The organism is Ottowia thiooxydans DSM 14619 (genome assembly GCF_000422885.1).
GTDB classification, from domain to species: domain Bacteria; phylum Pseudomonadota; class Gammaproteobacteria; order Burkholderiales; family Burkholderiaceae_C; genus Ottowia; species Ottowia thiooxydans.
Genome location: NZ_AUGX01000008.1, coordinates 49,838 through 71,228 on the forward strand (window position 1 = coordinate 49,838; position 21,391 = coordinate 71,228).

General features: G+C 59.6%; 15 protein-coding genes and 1 pseudogene. 3 read left to right on the top strand and 13 right to left on the bottom strand.

Annotated elements, in window-relative coordinates:
• Nucleotides 1–1,500 carry a carotenoid oxygenase family protein gene (locus G518_RS0103950; protein ID WP_028601421.1) on the top strand — a complete coding sequence of 500 codons (1,500 nt, stop codon included), beginning with the start codon at nucleotides 1–3 and terminating at the stop codon, nucleotides 1,498–1,500.
• On the opposite strand, the pseudogene G518_RS39840 reads toward G518_RS0103950, so the two are convergent.
• The 12 genes and pseudogenes from G518_RS39840 to G518_RS0104010 all read right to left on the bottom strand — a co-directional run.
• Nucleotides 1,501–1,623 (bottom strand): annotated as a pseudogene (locus G518_RS39840) (exodeoxyribonuclease III); the annotation flags it as partial.
• Nucleotides 1,624–1,984: 361 nt separating this feature from the next.
• Complete coding sequence (locus G518_RS0103955) at nucleotides 1,985–2,713, bottom strand: hypothetical protein (protein WP_028601422.1); 729 nt, start codon at nucleotides 2,711–2,713, stop codon at nucleotides 1,985–1,987.
• Entirely contained in the window at nucleotides 2,710–5,829 is a 3,120-nt protein-coding gene (locus tag G518_RS0103960; RefSeq protein ID WP_028601423.1) for an HsdM family class I SAM-dependent methyltransferase, read from the bottom strand. The genes G518_RS0103955 and G518_RS0103960 overlap by 4 nt, the downstream gene beginning before the upstream one ends.
• Entirely contained in the window at nucleotides 5,822–6,316 is a 495-nt protein-coding gene (locus tag G518_RS33790) for a hypothetical protein (RefSeq protein ID WP_028601424.1), read from the bottom strand. Before G518_RS33790 ends, G518_RS0103960 begins: the two co-directional genes overlap by 8 nt.
• Nucleotides 6,317–6,788: 472 nt before the next feature.
• Nucleotides 6,789–7,577, bottom strand: coding sequence for an exodeoxyribonuclease III (locus tag G518_RS0103975; RefSeq protein WP_028601425.1), 789 nt, complete (start codon nucleotides 7,575–7,577; stop codon nucleotides 6,789–6,791).
• A gap of 111 nt (nucleotides 7,578–7,688) precedes the next feature.
• Nucleotides 7,689–8,339, bottom strand: coding sequence for an FMN-binding negative transcriptional regulator (locus G518_RS0103980; protein ID WP_028601426.1), 651 nt, complete (start codon nucleotides 8,337–8,339; stop codon nucleotides 7,689–7,691).
• A 75-nt stretch (nucleotides 8,340–8,414) separates the two neighbouring features.
• A complete protein-coding gene (locus tag G518_RS0103985; protein ID WP_028601427.1) occupies nucleotides 8,415–11,156 on the bottom strand; it encodes a winged helix-turn-helix domain-containing protein in 2,742 nt (913 codons plus the stop codon).
• 10 nt (nucleotides 11,157–11,166) lie between these two features.
• Nucleotides 11,167–12,423 (bottom strand): lipid-transfer protein, encoded by a 1,257-nt coding sequence (locus tag G518_RS0103990; protein WP_084651452.1) that lies wholly within the window; start codon nucleotides 12,421–12,423, stop codon nucleotides 11,167–11,169.
• Complete coding sequence (locus tag G518_RS0103995; protein ID WP_028601429.1) at nucleotides 12,416–13,975, bottom strand: AMP-binding protein; 1,560 nt, start codon at nucleotides 13,973–13,975, stop codon at nucleotides 12,416–12,418. Before G518_RS0103995 ends, G518_RS0103990 begins: the two co-directional genes overlap by 8 nt.
• 10 nt (nucleotides 13,976–13,985) lie before the next feature.
• Complete coding sequence (locus G518_RS0104000; RefSeq protein WP_028601430.1) at nucleotides 13,986–15,116, bottom strand: DUF5938 domain-containing protein; 1,131 nt, start codon at nucleotides 15,114–15,116, stop codon at nucleotides 13,986–13,988.
• Nucleotides 15,117–15,155: 39 nt separating this feature from the next.
• Nucleotides 15,156–15,926 carry an SDR family NAD(P)-dependent oxidoreductase gene (locus G518_RS0104005; protein ID WP_028601431.1) on the bottom strand — a complete coding sequence of 257 codons (771 nt, stop codon included), beginning with the start codon at nucleotides 15,924–15,926 and terminating at the stop codon, nucleotides 15,156–15,158.
• The gene (locus G518_RS0104010; RefSeq protein WP_028601432.1) at nucleotides 15,923–16,684 is read right to left on the bottom strand and encodes an SDR family NAD(P)-dependent oxidoreductase; all 762 of its coding nucleotides are present in this window, start codon (nucleotides 16,682–16,684) and stop codon (nucleotides 15,923–15,925) included. The genes G518_RS0104005 and G518_RS0104010 overlap by 4 nt, the downstream gene beginning before the upstream one ends.
• A gap of 1,829 nt (nucleotides 16,685–18,513) precedes the next feature.
• Here G518_RS0104010 and G518_RS0104020 point away from each other — a divergent pair.
• Both G518_RS0104020 and G518_RS0104030 read left to right on the top strand, forming a co-directional pair.
• Nucleotides 18,514–18,879, top strand: a complete 366-nt coding sequence (locus G518_RS0104020; protein WP_028601433.1) for a hypothetical protein — start codon at nucleotides 18,514–18,516, stop codon at nucleotides 18,877–18,879.
• Between the two features lie 487 nt (nucleotides 18,880–19,366).
• On the top strand, nucleotides 19,367–20,005 hold the full coding sequence (locus tag G518_RS0104030) for an MBL fold metallo-hydrolase (protein ID WP_028601435.1): 639 nt from the start codon (nucleotides 19,367–19,369) through the stop codon (nucleotides 20,003–20,005).
• Between the two features lie 42 nt (nucleotides 20,006–20,047).
• On the opposite strand, the gene G518_RS0104035 is transcribed toward G518_RS0104030, so the two are convergent.
• The gene (locus G518_RS0104035) at nucleotides 20,048–21,349 is read right to left on the bottom strand and encodes a D-amino acid dehydrogenase (RefSeq protein ID WP_028601436.1); all 1,302 of its coding nucleotides are present in this window, start codon (nucleotides 21,347–21,349) and stop codon (nucleotides 20,048–20,050) included.
• Nucleotides 21,350–21,391 lie beyond the last annotated feature (42 nt).

Consider the following 21,391-nt stretch of genomic DNA (forward strand, 5'->3'; position numbering starts at 1 on the left):
ATGGGACGTCGCGAACTTCTGCTGCGACTCATCGCCAGTAGCAGTGCTCCGTTGCTGGCGTCAGGGGCAGCGGACGCCAGCGAACACGAAAGCTGGCAAGCGCAGTTCGACGCGTCTGACGCGCCCTGGAAGTCAGCGTTTACCACGGCGGCCGGAGACCTTCCCTTGACACCGGTCAGGGTGCGTGGGCGCTTTCCCGATGCGGCCCGTGGCACGCTTTACCGCATTGGCCCGGCGGGTCATGACCTCGGCGGTGAGCGTAACCATCATTGGTTCGATGGCGATGGTATGGCGCATCGCTTTGTGATCGCTGGCGCTGAAGTCCACCATCAGGGCCGCTATGTGGCGACGGCCAAGCGCGTTGCCGAGGTCCAAGCCGGCCGACGGCTGACAGAGGGCTTTGGCACGGTATTCAAAGGCAGGGAAGCAGTGAGCTCACCCGACAGCATGAACACCGCAAACATCAACCTGCTGCCCATAGCGGGTGATTTGCTCGCTTTATGGGAAGCTGGCTCCGCGACACGCCTGGACCCCCGCACACTGGAGACACGGGGACTCAAGACTTGGCGGAATGATCTGGCGGGTGCACCGTTTTCAGCGCACCCTCGGGTCGAACCCGACGGAACGATCTGGAATTTTGGCGTTAGCTCGAACACTGGTTTTTTGTTGTTGTATGAAATCGGACCAGACGGCGTGCTCAGGCGCGCCGATGCTTTGCCCATCAGCGATATGCCGCTGCTCCATGACTTTGCTGTGACTAGCGGCCATTTGGTGTTCCTGCTCCCACCTCTGGTGTACGACGTCCAACGCAGGGCGGCAGGTGCGAGCGTTCTTGATTCTCATGTATGGCGACCTGAGCTGGGCATGCGTGCGCTGGTCATTGACAAGAGGGATTGGACGCGCAGGCAGGTGCTCACACTTCCCACTGGCTTTTTGTTTCATCTTGGCAATGCATGGGAAGAAGAGGCAGCCCACGGCACCGTGATTCATCTGGACTATTCGCGTTCGTCTGATGCGTCGAGCGTCCTCACGGACACGCGCGAAGTGATGCGTGCCCGCCTTCTCGGGAATGCAGGGCCCAGCCTGACGGTGGTGAGCCTCAACTTGCATACCGGCAAGGCGACGCAGACGGACTTGGGGATAGAGGCTGAGTTCCTACGCATCGATCTGCGGCGGGTCGGTCTGCGGCATCGCCGCGTCATTCATGCAGCGAAGCCGAATGGCGGACTTCCCATGTGGAGCGCCATCGCGTCCACCGACGTTGAATCAGGGGCTTCTCAGAGCTTTAGCTACGGTGCGCAAGCCATGGTTGAAGAGCACGTCTTTGTGCCTGACGGGCAACGCCCAGGCTGGGTGATCGGCACCGTCTTTGATTACGCACAGAAGAAAACCGTGCTCTCATGCTTTGCTGCCGATGCGCTGGCCGATGGACCCGTAGCGCAGGCGACGCTCCCGTACGCCATTCCATTGGGACTTCACGGGGCGTTTGTGGCGGCGTAGTCAGAGTTCCAGGTCATAGTCGATTGTCAGCGGGGCGTGGTCGCTGAACTTGACGTCTTTGTAAATGGCAGCAGAGCGCGCAGTTTCTGCAATGCCAGGGGTGGCGAGTTGATAGTCAATGCGACAAAAAACCTACACATAGCGGGGCGCCCCTGGTGTATCGGACGGCCGCGATCGGCCGAAGCGGTCGTTCAATGCCGGAAGGCGGACGACCGATTGAGACTGTGCTGAGTCGTTCGTGGTTCAGTGGCTGAACGACCGCTCCCGCCAAGACCGGCCATTGAGCGCCACCGGGCTGATTGGCCGCTTCGCACCTGAACCGGCCGCTCGCCGCGGGTGTCAGCGCGCTGACTGCCCAAATGAACGCTGATGCGGTGTGGGACCGTCTCAAATCGACCCAAAAGAGTCCTTTCCGAGGAGGCTGCGTTGACACGGCCGGCAGTGGTTCGGAACCTCGCCATCAGGTCATCGGGGGCTCAGCGCATCAAATGCACAGCCACAGATGTCGCAGCACGATCCTGTTTTGGCCGCTGGCAAGCACGGGTGCTGCTCGAAGATGTTCTGTTTCGACGATGTCCCTCGTGTTGACGCACGCTGCCGGTTCAACGACTGTGGGCGTGCCATCTACCGCCAGGCGTTTTCCATTGGTCTGCGGCGGCTTGCCACGCGCGCGCGCGAGATGAGTCGTCAGCGCTGGATGCGGCTGGTCGCTGGGTGCCTTCAGCACGTACGCCACCATGTGTCCGTGGGGCATGCACCAACCGTAGCGACCGTCCACGAAACGTTCCATGCCGTCATCGCCGTACAACCTCAGTTGGCGTTTACCGAACAGCACCTTGCACTCGAAGAACATCGCATCGTGGTTGTCGTGGGCAACGTTGGCGCGGGGCAACGCCAGTGGGACCTTCATGTCCGGCATTTGGTCGATCCACTTGCCGGTCCAGTCGCGATGCTTGGCATCTCGGGTGGGCAGGCCGAAGAAAGCTGGCGTAAATCCTGGCACCGATGCACGTTTGCGGACATCGATCATGATGTCCACCAATGCCTCGGTAATTTTGTCTTCGTCGCGCGTGGCAAGCACATGCGGGTAGTGCTGCAGCAACGCGCGCCAGGACTCTTGTAGTGCCTGCTCGACCGAACTGACGAGCTCAGCAGGCCAAGGAGGAAAGGTGGTGTATTTGGCGGGCGGCCGTCCGAGGCTGTTGAACGTCACGTTGACGCGGCTCCAGCTTGCCTGCGCGCCAAGCGCGCTTCTGGTGTCAGCGGCGCGCGGGCTTGCAACCAGCTCAGCGCAAGTGTTCGTGCCTCAGTTCGGGTCCAATAGCGCCTCTGATCGAGAAGCCCGTAGATCGTCCGGCCTTTAATCTTGATGACAATGCGACTGCTCCAGTAGCTGTCTGCGAACTCCACCAAGTTGGCCAAATCCACCGCGAAGCCTTCGGAGCCTAGCTGCGGCGCACTAACTTCGATGAACACCCACCCATCGATAGGACGTTCTAGAAACTCGGTCATTCGCACAGGTTGGTCGGGTGCAAAGAATGGCGCCAGGAGCTTTTCAATGATGTCGCAAAAAGTGGTGCGTTCAGCTCGCGCGGTTGGCGCAGTTGCGTGCTTGGAAATGTCCGTGAACGGCAGTTCCATCTCCAGCGTGTCTCGTACAAGTTGGCCGTCCGCTGCAGTCAACCCATGCAGCTCGAATACAAGCTTGTCCAGCTCTTCCCAGTCGACTACACCCTCGCGCAAGCGCCCGGCCACGTTTCGCAGCTGCTGCCGGGCCACGCTGTCTAACGTCTCATCGCGGACCAGCGGGAATTCCAGTAGATCCTTTTGAAGCGATGAATCACGCTCGACCCCGAATTTCGGACTCGTGAGCAATTGGTAGTACAGGAACAAATCGCTGTACGACACCACGTAGATCAAATCCATCAGCTGAGCGAGCTGGGGCTTGTTGAAGGCTGACAGGCCGACAAAGCTCTCGCTGTACGCAACGTCCGTAGTCGCGTATAGCGCGCCGCGGATCTCCCGTTCAAGCTTGGGCGATTCACGCAGCAGTAGCAGCGGCCCACGGAAGATCTCAGGCGAACGAGGCCACTGGATCTTCGGCAACGAAAAATGCTTGTCTTGCATGCCACCGGCGCGCGACCCGGGCGCGGCGGTGAATTGCATGTCGTGCTGCACTTCGAGCAGGTCTATCAAGTGGCTGGCATCCCGCATCCGGTTGACTTGCTTTCCGGTCTGGTACCCGCTGTTGAAGTCACCACCATGCTTGGCCACCTGCTGGCCCAGTGGCAACGAGCTCTCGCCGGTAAGCCGGCGCAGCAGATCCAATCCCAGCCGCCCGCCCTTGAAGAGCGCCTTGAGCGCCTGAGGCTCGCTGCACACGTCGCTCAGTGAAACCGGGATGGCGGCCCCGGGGTCGATGCGAAAAACCCCTTCGTCCGACAGGCTCGGTTCATGGCGCGGGCTGATGAAATAGAAGCTGTCCAACGGTCCGGGTGACTCGTTGACTGCGACCATCAACGCAAATTGCGCATCGTTTTTCGGCCAGATTTTCGCGTCCTGACGCAGGGCTGCGAAATTCATGATACCGGTGATCCGCAGCGATTCGAAGAGGTACCGGCGCAGTTCGAACGACTCGGGCTGGAACAGGATGCGTCCATGCACCGCAAAGCCAATGGCACCACCCGCCTTGGCCCACAGCGACGCGGCAAACACGAAGGCGATGTCCGGCGACCCGTAGCGCGCCACCATGGCCGCTGCCGGCGGTGTCGCCGGCTCCAGCCTCTTCGCGAGCAATTTCCGCAAGGTGAGGTTCAGCGCACTTTTCCGACCGTCCTTAAACGCGTTCCAAGGTGGATTGCCAACGACGATGTCAAAGGTATTGGTCAGGGGACCGAACACCACTTGGTCGGACAAGCTGCCGAGGTCGGCGTCGTCCAGCGAGTTCCCAGGCACCTTGTTTGGATCGAGCGCATCAAAGTCCACGGGGTGGAGGATGGCGCCGATCAACTTCTGAAACTTCAGATCAGACAGCGGGCTTGGGTCGGGATCGAGTTCAAGCGCACACAGGTACAGGCTCAACGCCGTGACATTGAGCGCATCGCGATTAATGTCCAGACCGGTGAGCTGCGTCATCAAGATCCGGCGGATCTCGGCTCGCCGAGGGCGCGCGCCGGTCGCACGCCAGCGCTCCGCGACCAGACGCTTGAATGACAACACCAGGAACACGCCGCCGCCGACTGATGGATCGAGCACACGCGCCTGGTCGGGCGGCGCACTATTCACTGCACTGAAGGCACCGTCCACCACGATCTCCGCAAGCTTGCGCGGCGTGAAGTGGATGCTGGTAGCCTTGGCCAGCGCTGGGACAAACTCGTGCGCAAAGTCCTCATAGACTTGGCTCAGCACATCCACTGGGACGTGCTTGAAGTAGATGCCGCTCCACTCAAGCGGTAACTGCCCTCGCAGCGCCTTGGCCTGAATGTTGGTCAGGTTCCAGCAGACGTCGGTTGAGCGCGCCGAGAGCAACTGTTGTAAGGCAATGTACTCGTGACTGGCGTCGTCCGAATCGTCCTCGCTGAAGCTGAGCAAGTCACCGTTGAAGATCTTGTCAAGCCACTTGCATGTGTCCACCAACGCATCGAGAGTGCCGAACACCTCCGAGATGTCTTTCACACGACATGTGATGTCGGGCAGGTCCGCATCGGTAACGATGCCGCGGTCAACTAGGAACCTGAAGAACAGTGCGCGTCCAACGAGCGCCAGCACCTGCTGAATGGAGAGTGTCGGCACTGCCGCATGGATCGCGCGCGCAGCGTCCGAGAGCAGTTGAAACAGCAGCTCGTCCAGCCATTGAATTGCCGCCTTGCTGGATTTGCGCGACTTGCGCGAGATGGGGCTTGATGTCTTCTGCGCCGCGCTGCCCGTAAGCATCCCCCGGAACATGGCGTAGTTCGCGGCTTCCGTGTCGTGAAACAACGGCTGACGCAGCGCGTCGTCCATCAGGATCGGGTAGACCACGACCTGGCCAGGCTCGAGCACGGCTAAATAACGTGCATCAGCGCGGCAGGCAAGGACGCGAACGAGTTGCTTCAGCGCCTGCTGATCGCCTGGCGCATTGCCCAGTGTGTCATGCCTGATCACGTAGACGAGCGGAACACCGCTCGATTCCACGACCGCGTCTGGCAACGGCTCATCGGTGTCGTTGCTGCGAATCAGGTCCAGGTATCGGACGTGGCGTGGTCCGGCCACATCGTTCAGGTCAACGACGCTATCGATCTGCACCCCCGCCTTTGCAAAGAAGGCGTACCAGTCGTGATGGTTAACCATGGCGACGTGCCTTCGACTCATTGTTCGAGGACTTCGTGCGTCCTATGCTCACCGGCTCAAATCCCAGATCGCGCTGGATCTCGCGGCCACCATCCACGCCAGCGAAGTGGCTGTCTACCATGCGCAGGATTTTGTCTAGATCCACGACGACGCCAGCGCTAAAGAGGCTGTGCTCGTCGCCAAACGATGCCTGCGTGGGCTCGGATGTAAGCAGCAACTGCGGCGCTTTCATGGCGCGAGGTCCCGAGAGCGCCTGCTGTATGGGAGTAACCCATCGGGCAATCGCATCCTTGCGCAAGCCCATACGCTCTAACTCGCACAAGACCGCCACTACCGCTAAGTCGTGTCGTGTGTACTCGATGGCTACGCGCTCATTCGCCGGACGTGCGGCGAACTCCGGCAGGTCTTTGAGAAGGTTTCGAAGGCGATGTCGACCCACACGGCCCACAGCCGCCAGATCTGCAGAGGTAATTCGGCGCGACAGCATGTGCGCATCATAGACGCAGTCCTGCGCGTGCTGACCGCAGCCTTGCGTTTTTTTTACGCACATCTGCGTAGAGATTACGCAGATACAGCACATGCCTGGCGCCTGTTTGCGTTGATCGCTGGCGCGCATCGGTCTATCCCGCGCCAATGAGTGGAATTAACAGAAGACTTCGACGACAGTGAGCAGCACTATGAAGTTCAGCAAAATCAGCGCAGCGTCGAGCGCACCGAAAATGCCGCGCCGCCGCGCTCGGTTTTGAGATCAATCGGACCTCAGTGCCTGCATTAAGCCCCGACCTCCCGCTGCTGTTTTTTGAGAGGTTAGCGGGCTTGCTTCAAAGAGGCCAAGAGCCGCAGGCAGCCATTCTGGGCGCGGCCGACCGCCGATGACGGCAATCGCTGCAAAGCGTGCGTCCGGCCACAGCCGTGGAACGGCTGCTTCAGGGCCCAAGGCGCAGCGAAGCCTCGTCTGATCAAAGGTCGAAGTCGTAATCGATTGTCAGGGGGGCGTGGTCGCTGAATTTGCTGTCCTTATAGACGGCGGCGGTACGGGCGGTTGCCGCGAGGGAAGGAGAGGCCAACTGATAGTCCAATCGCCATCCCACGTTATTGGCATAGGCTTGCCCTCGATTGCTCCACCATGTGTAGCAGGTGTCTGTTGTGTCGGGGTGCAGTCGGCGATACACGTCGACCAGACCGCCTTCGCTTAGCACTTTGGTCATCCAGGCTCGCTCCTCGGGCAGGAAACCGCTGTTCTTCTGGTTGCTGCGCCAATTTTTAAGATCAGCATTCTGGTGCGCAATGTTGACATCGCCCATCAAGATGAACTCCCTGGTTTCTCTCAAAGCCAGGAGCCTGGGGTAGAGCAACGCAAGAAAACGAAACTTCGCTTGTTGACGTTCTTCACCGGATGAGCCACTGGGGAAGTAGCAACTGATGATGCTGAGCTTGCGCCCGGGCTTGTCGAAACGGGCTTCTACCCACCGGCCTTCATAATCGAATTCTTCGTCGCCCAAACCTACGATGACCTCAGAAGGCTCCTGTTGCGTGTAGATGCCAACGCCTGAGTAGCCACGCTTCTGAGCGTAATGAAACTGGCCGGGCATCTTGCCGACATGGCAATGAATGCCGGTGACTTGCTCACTTTGAGCCTTGACTTCCTGAACACCAATGACGTCAGCCTCTTGCTGAACGGCCCATTCGAAGAAGCCTTTGCTCGCTGCGGAGCGGATACCGTTGAGGTTTGCTGTGATGATGCGCATACGTGTATTTTCTCAGAAGGTATGGTGCGGTCCAACCCTTGCTATCCCCGGTTGCCGGCAAGATACTGAACAGCCCCCGGAGGAATTTTCCAGCGTTAAGTAAACCGCTAATTACGCCGAATTTCCACTGCCGTCGGGCTTTAGGGTGTCGCGCATGGCCTGTGCCAAACCATGATTCCCACGAGATTCGAGGCCTCGGATGGCGCCTTCCCTATCGGGCAGCGAATGGTGCTGGTTGAGCTTGCGCTTGCACTCCACGCGCGTGAGGATGACCTCTATGCCAACGATGCGGCCGAGCTGCTCTGCGAGGTAGTCTGTTGGAGCATCGCCCATTTTCCACGGCTGAGGTTGACTGGCCTCGTGCTCGTGCGTTAGGCGCGCCACGACACGCCGCACGAACTTCTCTTCATCGCGCACGTGGATCTTGCCATGAGCATGAACCACTTCGTAATTCCAGGTGGGCACACGGCGATGAGTCTCCAGCTTGCCCGGATACCAGTTCGGCGACATGTAGCCTTCTACACCCCGGAAAACGACCAGGACCTCATCGCCATCGCGGACTTCCTGCCAAACAGGGTTCGCTCGTGCCACATGGGCGATCAGCACCCCACAGGAGCCTTGGTTGGCTTCAAGCAGGAACGGCACGTGATCTGCTTCAAAGCCCGAGCCCGCGCTTCGGACCAACATGCCGAGAGGATTGGCTCGGATGATGCGGTGCGTCTCTTCGATGTTGGATTCGGCGAAGTGCTGCGGTAGATACATGTGGCGGCCCTGGTGATTTCGAGAGCAAGCATACGCCTGCCTGAGGGGCAAGCTTATTAAATCCGCAGGCCTCGCTCAGAGCAAGTCAATTTGCTCTGCCCGAGCCAACGCGCCGGTTCGGTTTTTCACCCCTAGTTTGGCAAAAATCTTGTGCAGATGCCATTTGACAGTGGCTTCAGAAAGAAACAGGCTTTGAGCCAATTCACGATTTCCCAGGCCGGCTTTGAGCAGGCGCAGAATCTTGACTTCGCGCTCGGTCAGTTCCTCAGTAGCCATGGCAGGCGCTGCCGCCACCGGGGTGACACTGCGTCCAGCAGCATGCAAGAGCTGCTCCAGGTAGGCAAGAGGCGTCTCGTGCGAGTGCGTTGGGACACCACGCCGGCTTTCCGCGATGGCCTCCACCAGGTCAAGCAATTGCGCATCAAGTTCGAGCAAGCTGCGCAATAAGCTGCATCGAGCGGCGAGTGCCAAAGCTTCATCCAGCGTGCGCAGCGCTTGTGCACGATCCAGGCTGCGATGGTGGACCAGTGCTTTCAGGGCCATCAGCCGGGCCTGGTGGGCCTGGTGACCTTGGCGCTGAGCACGTCGTATGGCGGCCGAGAGCGGCCCCAAAGCTTCGCTACCCTGGCTGCGTGCCAGATGCAGCCTCAGAGTCAGTAGCTCCACACTATCTTCGTGCGCCAGGACGCCTGTGGTGTCGGCAGGGGGCAGGGCTCCGCCGCCGTGGCCAGCGAATCCATAAGACTGAGCAAGCTGCAGAGCCTCCTCCAGAGGAGCTCGGGTCAGGCGCAGTGTGCAGCGCGCAGCCGCCAGAATGCGTGCCAGGCGCGGCAACTTAAGGCGGTGACCCAGGGATTCGCCTTCGAGCAGGCAGGCGTCAGCACCGGCCATATCCCCATGCTGGCGCAACAAGCGCGCTCGCGTGAGATAGCCCGCCGTGCTCATTTCCACCAAGCCGTGCTGATCTATGAACGGCAGACCCAGATCCAGATAGCGCTCAGCCTGCTGGAGATCGCCTTGCTCCCAGCAGGCTTCTGCAGCCAACAGTGTGAGCATGGAACCCGCATACGAAACCACGCCCAAGCTGTGCTCCACCACCGCGATGCCACTGCGCGCCTGCGTCAACGCCAAGCCATACTCTCCCCGGCGCAGGGCCAGCATGGTGGCCAGCGCGTGGGCCCACGCCAGACCATAGTGAGCGCCGCATTCCTCGAAGGCGCGGCGAGCAATAGCCAGTGCCTGTATACCTTGCTCGAAGGAGTCGGTGGCGCAGCAACCAGCCGCCAGCACATTCGCCACGACGCCGGTACGAAAGGCTTCGGCCTGCGGCCAGCAGCGTAACCAGGTTTCAGCGGCCGCCTTGGCGCGCAAGGGCTGATCCGATAGTGCGTAGTACACACAGCGAACCATCTCCACCACGCAACGCAGGCTGCCGTTGGAATCGCTGTCGTCCAGACTGTCGCCTTCAAGAGCTCGCAGTTCGGCATCGGCTTCAACATGCCGTCGCGTCAACACCAAGGACCAGGCATGGCCGATGCGGATACCGGGCCGGGCTCGTACCAGGGACGGTGGCAGGCCAGAAAGCCAGGCCAGCAAGGTGGCATGCTCGCCCCTGTGCTGGACCAGTTCGACTGAAAAGGCAGCGACCAGATCAGCAGCATGCTCCAGATCCTGGGCCGCAAAGGCGTAGCGCACTGCCTCATGCGGAAGGCCATGCCGGTCAAACCAGTCACTGGCGCGCCGGCAAACTACCCGCAAGGGATCATCGGCTCGTTCACGGCCGCGGCTGCGCAGGTAGTCTGCGAACAGGTGGTGGTAGCGGAACCAGGTGCGCGAGCGGTCCAGGCCGGACAGGAAGAGCTGGCGGCCCTGCACTTCAGCCAATATGGCACGGCTGTCGCTGCGTGAAAGTACTTCGTCGCACAGCTCCGCGCAGAAACGGTCCAGCGGAGCGGTGTCGAGTAGAAAGTCGCGCAGGGCTGGCCGCAGTTTGTCCAGTACCTGCTCGCCCAAATAGTCGGTAATGTCGCGATCGGATCCGGAGAAGGCGGCCACGAAGGCTATCTTGTCGTCGCTCTCGCGCAGTGCCAGCGAGGCCAGTTGCAGCCCGGCGATCCATCCCTCCGTGCGTTCATGCAGGGCTTGAAGCTGCGCCTGATCAAGCAAGGTGCCGCTGACTCTGCCGACGAAGTCGGCGGTCTCTTCCAGGTTCAGGCCGAAGTGAACAGCGTCCACCTCCAGTAAATCATCGCGCAGCCGCCATTGAGCCAAAGAGATGGGCAACCTGCGGCGGCTGGCCAGCACCATGCCGACGTTCGGGGGCAGGTGAGCTAGCAGCCATTCGAGCTTGTGATGCACGGCTTCGGTTTGCACCAGATGCATATCGTCCAGTACCACCAGCAAGCGCCCGGGGTGGGACATCATGTCGTGCAAGAGAGCGGCGACGATGGCGTCCAGTGAGGCCATGGTGCCCGCGCCGCTCTGCGCGAGCACGCTGCGGCCCAGTTGAGGATTAACCCGGTGCAGCGCCGCGGCCAGATGGTGCATGAAGCGCAGCGGATCCTCATCTTGCGTATCCAGACTCAGCCATGCACAGGATGCCCCCAATACCTCCACCTGAGCGACAAACTGGGCCAGCGCAGTAGTTTTGCCATAACCGGCCGGCGCCGTGACGGAGATCAATCGCTTGGTAAGTCCTGCATGCAGCAAGGCGGAAAGTTGCGCGCGCACAAGCGTGTGCAGTGCCAATTGGGGTGGCACCAGCTTGGATTCGATCAGCAAATTCGCCGAGCCCGGCGGCGGGCCTGTCTCCTGCATATGCCGATTCTCAACTAAAACCAGGGTGATGGGCTTCGTACAGGGTGACTACGCAGGCACCGCCCAGTCCCAGGTTGTGCTGCAACCCGAGGCGCGCACCTTCAACCTGACGCTCGCCGGCACTGCCCCGCAGTTGATGCGTGAGCTCGTAGCATTGCGCCAGGCCTGTGGCTCCCAGCGGATGTCCCTTGGACAACAGACCACCCGAGGGGTTGGTCACTACCCGGCCACCGTAGGTGTTGTCCCCCACTTCAACAAAGGCTGCGGCCTCTCCCTCATGGCACAGGCCCAAGGCTTCATAGCTGATCAGCTCGTTTTGTGCGAAGCAGTCGTGCATCTCTACAACATGGATGTCCTTGGGGCCGATGCCAGCCTGTTCGTAAACTTGCTTCGCTGCAGCCTGGCTCATTCCATAACCGACTACCCGCATCATGTCGTGGCTTTGCAGGCTATCTGGCGAGTCTGTGGTCATCGCCTGGGCGCTGATGCGCACGTCGCTCTTTAATCCATGCCTGCGCGCATAGCGCTCGGACACCAATACCGCCGCAGCGGCGCCACAGGTGGGTGGACACGCCATCAGCCGGGTCAATACGCCTTCCCACAGCATAGGGGCATTGAGGACATCGTCCACACTCAACTCCTTGCGCAGCAAGGCCAAGGGGTTGCGCGCCGCATGCCGGCTGGCTTTCGCCCGCACCTTCGCGAAGGTGGCCAGGGGCGTGCCATAACGCTGCATGTGGGCCAGACCCGCGCCGCCAAAGTAACGCAAGGCAAGGGGTAGCTCGGGCATGCCGACCAGGCTGGCAACCTCACGGTCGAAATCATCAAAGGGTGTCGGCCGGTCATTGAACAGGGTGCCCAGTGCGCCCGGATTCATTTGCTCGAAACCTAGCGCCAGAACGCAATCGGCTGCGCCCGATGCGATGGCCTGCCTGGCGAGAAAGAGTGCGGTGGATCCCGTAGCGCAATTGTTATTGACGTTGAATACCGGGACCCCTGTCATGCCTAGCCCGTACAAAGCCTTCTGGCCACTTGTAGAGTCTCCGTAGACGTATCCCACATAAGCCTGCTGAATGGCGTCGTAAGCGAGTCCTGCATCCTGAAGTGCAGCGCGGGCGGCGGCTTCGCCCATGCGGTGATAGGGCTCGCTGTTCCCGGGCTTGGCAAATGGGATCATGCCGACACCGGCCACGCAGACCTTGCCAGCAGTTGTGCTCTGGCCTTGAAGATCTGCCGCAAGGGGCTCGTTGGAAAAGACTTCAGTCATGTGTGGTTGATCCTGTGGTCAGTCTACGCAATAGCTCCGCGCGTATGTCCCGTTTGAGCACTTTGCCTACCTTGGAGCGAGGAAGGTCTGGCCAGACCTCCACTTGCTTGGGCGATTTAACGCTGCCAATGCGAGCCTTCACGAAAGCCTGCACTTCATCTGCCTGCAACGTGCGGCCCGCATGCGGCTGAAGTACCGCGACCACGCGCTCTCCCCACTTGTCGTCCGGTAGCCCAATGACCGCACCGTCCTGGATGTCAGGATGCTGCATCAGGGCCTGCTCCACCTCCACTGAGTAGACGTTGAAGCCCCCCGTGATGATCATGTCTTTGGCGCGATCAACGATGTAGAGAAATCCATCCTCGTCCAGACGCCCTATGTCGCCGGTGTGGTGCCAGCCGTTGCGGCCAGCTTCTGCGGTGGCTTTCTCGTCTTTGTAATAGCCCATCATGACGAGAGAGCTGCGCACCACGATCTCACCGGTTTCACCGCTGGCAAGCAGCTTGCCGTCTGAATCCATGGTCGCCACCTGAACCAGCGGCCCCGGACGGCCGGCGCTGGCCAGGCGCTCACGAGCAATACTGCCGTCGGCATGAAAGTGTTCCTTGGGCGCCATCATGGAGATCATCATGGGTGCCTCCGTCTGACCAAAAAGCTGGGCCATGACCGGGCCTATTTTGGTCAAGGCTTCCTCAAGACGCGCCGCCGAGATGGGGGCTGCCCCGTACCAGAAGCACTGCAGTGAATCCAGGCGCGTCTTGGCCAGGTCTGCATGCGCCAGCAGCGTGTAGATCAGGGTGGGCGGCAGGAAAGTGTGCGTAATGCGGTGCCGCTCTATCAGTTGCAGGAAATCGTTCAGATCGGGCTTGGGCATGACGACGATGCGTCCGCCCAGAGCCATGATTGGAAAGCAAAGCACGCCCGCCGCGTGTGTGAGCGGTGCCAGTGCAAGATAGCTGGGGCGCCCTTCGAAGGGGTAGCCCATCAGCGTGAGAGCCGACATGGTCTCCAGGTTGCCTCCCCCCAGCATGACGCCCTTGGGTTGACCAGTGGTGCCGCCCGTGCCGGCAATCATCGCCAGATCGTCCACCGGCGCCACTTCAAATGGCGCGTCGCTCACGCCTTCGAGCCACCGCGCTAGCGATGGTGCGTAAGGCAGTTCCTGATCCAGGCATACCCATTGGCGCAACTTGGGGAGCTCGTTGCGCATCTGCTCCACCATTGGTGCGTAGGCACTATGGAAGATCAGGCAGGCGCAATCGAAGGCATCGAGTACATACCGGTTTTCCGACACTTCATTGCGTGGGTTGACAGGGCACCACACGCCCGCTGCGCGCGAGATGCCGAAAACACATGCGAACGCAGTGGCGTCATTGCTCGAGAGCACGGCCACCTTGTCACCCGGCTTGATGCCCTTCTGATGCAGGGCGCGTCCTACGCGGTGGCTAATGCCTTGTACCTCGCTGTAGCTCAGTTCAGTCTCGCCCATGGTCAGGCAAGGGCGTGCTCCGCCGAGCTGCGCCCCCTTGTCGAGGTAATCAACCAGCCGCATGACGTTCGCCTCAGGTTTGTACGGTCAAAAGGGGCGGTTGCACCAGCCCGAAGCTGCGCAGCGTGCCCAACAACTCGTGGTGGCCGAATGCCTGGCAACCGGATGCAAAGCCGACTCGCTTAGGGGATTGCTGCAGCAACCACGAGGCAGCGAATGCGTTCAGCAAGCCAGTTTGCTTGTAGTTGCAATTTCCATAGATCACGCAGTGCGCTCGGCCCAGCGGCCCTGACGCATGCACCGAGTCGACTGATTTGTTGATGCGGGGATTTTCACGTGGCGGCATGGTGTTCATCACGCCAGCAGCCGTCTGGGCCAGTGCGGCGTACCTTTCTTCGGCGCCCATGTTCTTGGTGGCTTCCAGTGCGGCTTCCACAATCTTGGGCACTCCCAGCATCAGCGGCTTGTTGAATACGCCACCTAGCACTTTGACATTGGCCACGCGCGGATCACGCTTGAACCATACAGGGTGCGAAGTGCCACCCCACGGAAGTGCCAACGCCATTTCGTGCTGGCCGGGAATGGCCAGGTTGTACAGGCCGGCATCGGGCTGCCATTCCTTGTACTGGTTCTGTTCCAGGAAGAACGCCTTGGAGGTCGCGGCATTCACCAAGATGGTCTGGGTGGAGGCAATGGTGGGGCTACCACCCCAGAAAACCGCAATATCCAGCGTATCTAGGCCGGGAGTCTCCAGGCACAGCTGCGCCGCGATTTCGCCCGTGGTGTACATCTGCGCCAATCCGGGCGAGAGCAGCAGGCCCGCGCTGGCAAACTGGGAGCCGTATTGTTCATCGCAGGTGATCAACCAGTCTTGCTCGCCGGTCGTATCCGTGTAGTGGCAGCCAGTCGCCAGGCACGCTTGTACGACCTCAGGCCCGAATTTGGCAAAAGGGCCCACGGTGTTGATGACCACAGAAGCGCCTTGGAACAGCTCGGTCAATGCTTCTAGCGTGTGGGCTACTTCCACCATGTCGTAGTCGGCCGTTTCAATTCCGGGCACATTGGCCTTCATTGCCGCTTCGATTTTTTCCTTGCTGCGGCCGGCCACGATGAAGGGGATGCCATATTCGCGCAGGTATTCGCATACCAGGCGGCCGGTATAGCCGCTGGCGCCATAGACGACGACAGGCTTTTTCTTGGTCATGAGATGTCTCCGGGTTGTGTGGGTAATGTGGGTGGGAGTTCAAAGGAGCGAAGAGCTCACACCGCCATCGAGGACGAAGCCACTTCCATTGGAGAAGCTGGCGCGTCCGCTAGCGAGAAATACCGCCAGTTGCGCGACTTCCTGCGCTGTCCCGTAACGCCCTTGGCGCTGCGCGATCACGGCATTGAAATCAGGAATGTTCAGTTGCTGTTCAAACTCCGCGCGATGCGAGGTCACCAGTTCCGTCTCTATGAAGGCCGGCAAAATGGCGTTGACCTGCACCTTGTGCGCGCGCAGCTCGATCGCTGCCGTCTGCGTTAGCGACATCACGCCAGCCTTGGCAGCGGCATAGCTTCCAATGAGCGCGCAGGCTGCCTTGGCCGTCACCGAGGCGATCGGGATGATGTGCCCACCACCTGCAGCGATGATGGCCGGGGCGGCGTATCGGATGCAGAGGAACACACCGTCCAGGTTGACCGAAGTCACTTCGCGCCACTGCTCGTAGCTGGTGGCGACAAGTGGCGCCACATGGGCCACGCCCGCATTGGGCACCATGATGTCAAGCCGGCCGTAGTGGCTGACGGCAGTGTTGACCAATGCTTCGACCTGTTCCGGCACCCGAACATCGCAACCTGCGGCGATGGCACCGGGAAGCGATGCCGCCACTTGGCGAGCGCCGGCGGCGTCGATATCGGAGACCACTACCTTGGCTCCTTCCGCTGCATATGCACGGGCGATGGCTTCACCCAAGCCACGTGCTGCGCCGGTAACTATGGCGATTTTGTCTTGGAGGAGAGGTGCGCTGCTCATAGCAATCCAGCGGAGAGTCCGCCGTCCAGGATGTAGTGGGAGCCGGTGGTCCAGCTGGCGGCGTCAGATGCCAGGAAAGCGGTCATTTCAGCAACCTCACGAGGCGTGCCCAGGCGCGTTTGCTTGGCAGCCACCAAGGCGTCAAAAGGCACGCCGATGATGGATTCCACAATAGGGACCAGGCGGTCAACCATGGCAGTGCCCACAAACCCCGGGCACACCGCATTGACCCGAATGCCAGTGGGTCTCAGCTCGGCCGCAGCCGTGCGCGTGAGCTGGATAACTGCTCCCTTGGAGGCAGCGTAAGTGCCGAACAGCGGTACGCCGTTGGTGCCTGCGAGCGAGGAAATGTTGACGATGGAGCCACGCCCTGATGCCACCAGCGGGCCCAGCGAGTGCTTCATTCCCAGGAACACGCCCTTGACATTGATGTTCATCAGGCGGTCGTACTCTTCGTCGCTGTTGTCAAAGAGCGGTTTGACAATTTCTATGCCCGCGTTGTTGATCAACGTGTCCATCCCGCCAAAGGCCGAGACTGTGGCCTGAACGGCGGCAGCGACCTCGGCGGAGTCCGTGACATTGCAACGGATCGCCCGGGCTTGGGGGCCGAGCGCCTTGGCCGTCCGAACAGCGCCTTCGGCGTCGATGTCCGCAATCATTACCTGTGCGCCCCGCTCAATGAAGAGTTCGGCGATAGCCTTGCCCAGGCCCTGCGCCGCTCCTGTGATGAGGGCCTTGCGACCCTGCAGCTCGATCATGCCTTTGTCTCCTTGTTCTAAAATCACCCAAGGCTCAGAGGCCCAAGGGGTGACTGCATTCGAACAGTGTTGAGGCTTGGCAGGCACCTATCTAAAGGTTGGTTTTTATTGCTGCATTGCAGCAAAAAAAATGGCTTTGACGTTCCGAATGGCTCTCCAGCAAGTTGGGTTGCGGCTTCAGCAATAGCCAAAAAAATCCAACTCCATGTTAAAGTACCAGGCGGACCTCGTCGCTCCCTTTGCTCGGAACTGTTAAAAATTGAAGCAGCTATCCAGCAGCTTGCCCTCAATCTGAAGCAAATCTGGCTTACGCACGCACAGATTGACTATGCCGGTGGTACCGCTGAATTGGCGAAGCGGTACGGCCTTCCCATCACAGGGGCGTACTAGGTCTTCGGCATGCTTGGTTATAAGAGCCAACCGATGATTCAGCAGCTCTAGGGCGGCGGTGACATATGACCGTCGGCACTTTCTCGGTGGACGCAGGCCCGCTGGATTGGCGTCTTCACACTCCCAGATGGCGCACACCGATCAGGAAATTGCACAGTGCCCACTGGTGGCCGGCCGGGTTTCTCGAACAGTCACAGTTGATGTACAGACGCTGCCGTGCCTGAACATGGCAGGTAGCGCGTCTATGCGCTTTTGGAGCGGAAGTGCAGCGGAAACTTGGGCGAATTCACGGGTCTTCTTCTGATATCTCGCGGATGCGGCGTCTCAGAGCCGCCTTGTCTTAGACCTGGAACCAGGAGGTCGGGGTGTTGACTTCGGCGATTGGCAGGCCGGGCGAGCCAGAACCGCTCTGGGTTATGGACGTAGACGAACAGGCGACAAAAAAAGTGACGAAAACAGGCGATCACGCGAGCGATAGAAAACGAAGTTCGGCATCGATGTGATTCTCGCCACAATCGAACCGCTTGTCAGCGATAGCTCTTGAGCAGGATGTGTGTCACGCCTGCATTCCGATGACCGCAAGACGCACACGAAGCGGTCCGACTCTCACCTGCAGAAATCGGAGCGCAACCGTCGCGGGTCCGCCCGTCGTTGAAAACAGCAGTCCAGCAAATCCGCGCCTCGCGATTGCCGTTATTTTGGACGATCGTGTAGCCAGACTTTCCATCCGGATACGAACAGGCACTGAACCGAACCGGATATGCGTTGTGTGTCCAAGAATCACAGCTGTCAGCCATCGCAGAACCACCTAGCAACAGGCTGGCGGCAACAAGTGCATGCCTGATAAGGGTCTTGGATTTCGTTGTCATTTTTTCTCCTTTATGAAGAGGCGATGCATTCGCTCAAAATTAGAATTAGACAGAAAAAGCAAGGCCTTGACCATCACCTGAACAGGTGATTTACACGAGAACAGGTGGCCGGGCGTTCAGTGCTAGATGGCTTCAATGGCACTGTGTCCACCTGCGCGAGCTCGATTCTTGGTTGAGCGCGACCAGCTTTAATAACACGGTTTTCCTGAAAAATCTCCAAGCCATATCGAGCTTCATCGCTTTACTATTTATTCAGCCGGTCAGCATTCTGCGCACTGAGGTGCTCCCAGCTACATGCAGCAAGATAGAAGCAAGGCGTTTGTGCTCCCCTGTGCCGCCGTAGAGGTTGGCAGCGCCGTCCCGCGGGCATCATCCAGCCTGAACTCGACGTTTCCATAACGATGTGCGGCGGGGTATTAATCTCGCCTGGTGCAATCAGAACAATGCTGTCCTTCTGCGCTGCAGTGTGCAATACTGAACCAGAACCGATTGCGGGCGAGAATCTTCGCTAAACCGGCCTACCGGTGTATTCCAGCGTGAGCGAATCGATTCAAATGAACACATCAAAATATGCCAAAATTTTTTGCCGCCGTCATTCTGACCCTGATTTTTTCGACTGCACACGCTGCCATGGTGCAGTTGACGTGTCGCGATAAATATGAAAAAGAGGATCCTATAGTCCTCAAGATCGACACCACTGCCGTGGAGATGGAGGTCGACGGCAGATCGGTTTCAACCACGGAGGTCGGAAACAAGTTCATCGGCAAAAGAAGTTTCGCTATGGCAGATTTGGGTCTTGACTTCAAAAAAACTTACTCGGTTGACCGCGTCACCATGGAGATGCGGGTTGAAACTACCCAGGTACGGCGCGCTGCGTCGGCCACGAAGACGTTTGAATATGATTACGTGTGCAGGAGATCGGCAGCTCAGTTCTGATACTGTGCACTTCGGCGTTCAAGTCTTGCCAGACACGGAGTCTGGATTTACGTGATGTTGGTTTTACTGGCTGATGGGAGTGCCAACATTTCTGGACGACACGGTCTAAGTAGTTTCAGGTAGGCATCCGCCGGTGATTATCGAGCTTGGCGGGTTACCGTTTCATTGTCATCTCTGACCGTTCTGCCGGACGGGGTTTGCACGTGCAGCATGCGAAGAGGATTGGCGCTGATGATGCGATGAGCCCCTTTGGCTTTATTCAGGAAATGCTGCAGTAGGTAGATGTAGCAGCCTTGAAGTTTGCAAGGGTAGGCCACCCCGAATCTCTACTGTGCATGTAATTCGGCTTTGAGAAAAAAGTCGGTGAGCTACAGACATCGGCCTTGATCTATCTGATCTTTCGAATGCCCGCCATTGAAGCGGCTAGACTGGGTGTGATCTTGGATAGATCGTGACACGTTCTGATAACTTCGACTGATGCAGAGTGATGCTGAAATACCTCACTGTTCCCGTTACCCCTTTTGCGCAAAATTGCTCCATTGCTTGGTGCGATAAGACATTGCAGGCCGCTGTGATTGACCCAGGTGGTGATCTGGAAAAAATTGAGACTGCTATCCAGCAGCTTGGCCTCAATCTGGAGCAGATCTGGCTTACGCACGCGCACATTGACCATGCCGGCGGTACTGCTGAATTGGCGAAGCGGCATAGCCTTCCGATCACAGGGCCGCATCCGGGCGACCAATTCTGGATCGATGGCCTGGCCCAGCAGTCGCAGATGTTTGGATTTCCCCAGGCAGAAGCCTTCACGCCAACGCGCTGGCTTAAGGATGGCGACACCGTGCAGGTGGGGGAATGCGTGCTGGACGTTCGCCACACACCCGGTCATACGCCAGGGCATGTCGTCTTTCACTCACCGCAGGCCAAGCGTGCTTTTGTGGGTGATGTGTTGTTCGCGGGCGGGATTGGCCGCACCGACTTTCCCGGGGGCAGTCATCCGGAGTTGATCTCCAGCATTACCGAGCGGCTCTGGCCAATGGGGGACGACACCGTGTTCATTCCCGGCCATGGACTCGAGAGCACTTTCGGCCGGGAGCGGCGTACTAATCCGTTTGTGGGCGGGACCTGAGGAACCGGTTTAAAACCGGTTCCTGAGCACGCTCCTACGGGCTCAGGCGGGAGACGCGCGATGCAAATCTGCAGATGGGCTGAAGCTGTTTTTAGCGTAGCGGCCGAGCGTCAAACCGTCGATCGAGATGTCGGTGGAGCGTCCCATTGCCAAGTCCGCGACCAGCTTGCCTGACCCCGCTGCCATAGTCCAGCCCAAGGTGCCGTGGCCGGTGTTGAGCAGCAGGTTGTCATAGCGGGTGGGGCCCACGATGGGGGTGCTGTCTGGCGTCATGGGGCGCAGACCGGTCCAGAACTCAGCCTTGGGGATATCACCACCAGTGAACAGGTTGCCCAGAACCATCTCCAATGTGGCCCGCCGGCGTGGATTCAGACGGAGGTCGAATCCGGCCAGTTCGGCCATACCGCCTACACGGATGCGCTGGTCAAAGCGTGTAATGGCCACTTTGTAGGTCTCGTCCATCACCGTGGACCTGGGCGCCCGTGATGCATCCACCAGCGGCACGGTGAGCGAATAGCCCTTGACGGGGTAGACAGGCAGATCCAAGCCCAATGGCTGCAACAGTTCGCGCGAATAGCAGCCAAGCGCCAGTATGTAGCGATCCGCTTCGAGGACTTCGCCGCCTTCCAACTGGACGCCAGTCACGCGGTCGCCGCTGGTTTTCAAGCTGGCAATGCGGGTGTCAAAGCGAAAACGGACGCCCTTGGCTTTTGCCAGTTCGGCCAGTTGTGTAGTGAAACGCTGGCAATCGCCTGTTTCATCACCCGGCAGATGAAGGCCGCCCACCAGACCTGCCGCGTGAGCGAGTGCGGGCTCGATCTCGGGTAGCGCGTCTCTGTCGGTCATCAGCCGGTACGGAACTCCACAGGCATCCAGGACCTGCGTGTCGCGCCGCGCCGATTCCATTTGAGCGGCGGTACGGAAGACTTGCAGTGTGCCCAGGGTGCGTTGCTCATATTCGATGCCGGTCTCAAGGCGCAACTGGCGCAGGCGATCCCGGCTGTATTCAGCCAGGCGTGTCATCCGCTCCTTGTTCACGCCGTAACGCTCGGCCGTGCAGTTACGCAGCATGGCGGCCATCCAGCGCCATTGGAAAAGCGAACCGTCTGGCTGCCAAGCCAGAGGCGCATGGCGCTGCATCAGCCATTTGATTGCTTTGAGAGGGATGCCGGGAGCCGCCCAGGGCGTTGAATAGCCGGGTGAAACCTGGCCCGCGTTGGCAAAGCTGGTTTCCAGCGCCACGCCTGGTTGGCGCTCCAGCACGGTTACTTCCGCGCCGGCCTGCGCCAGGTGGTAAGCCGTGCTGACTCCGATCACTCCGCCGCCAAGAACAATTGCTTTCATCGACATCTCCTCGAATGAAGGGAAGTCTAAGAAAGAGTGCCC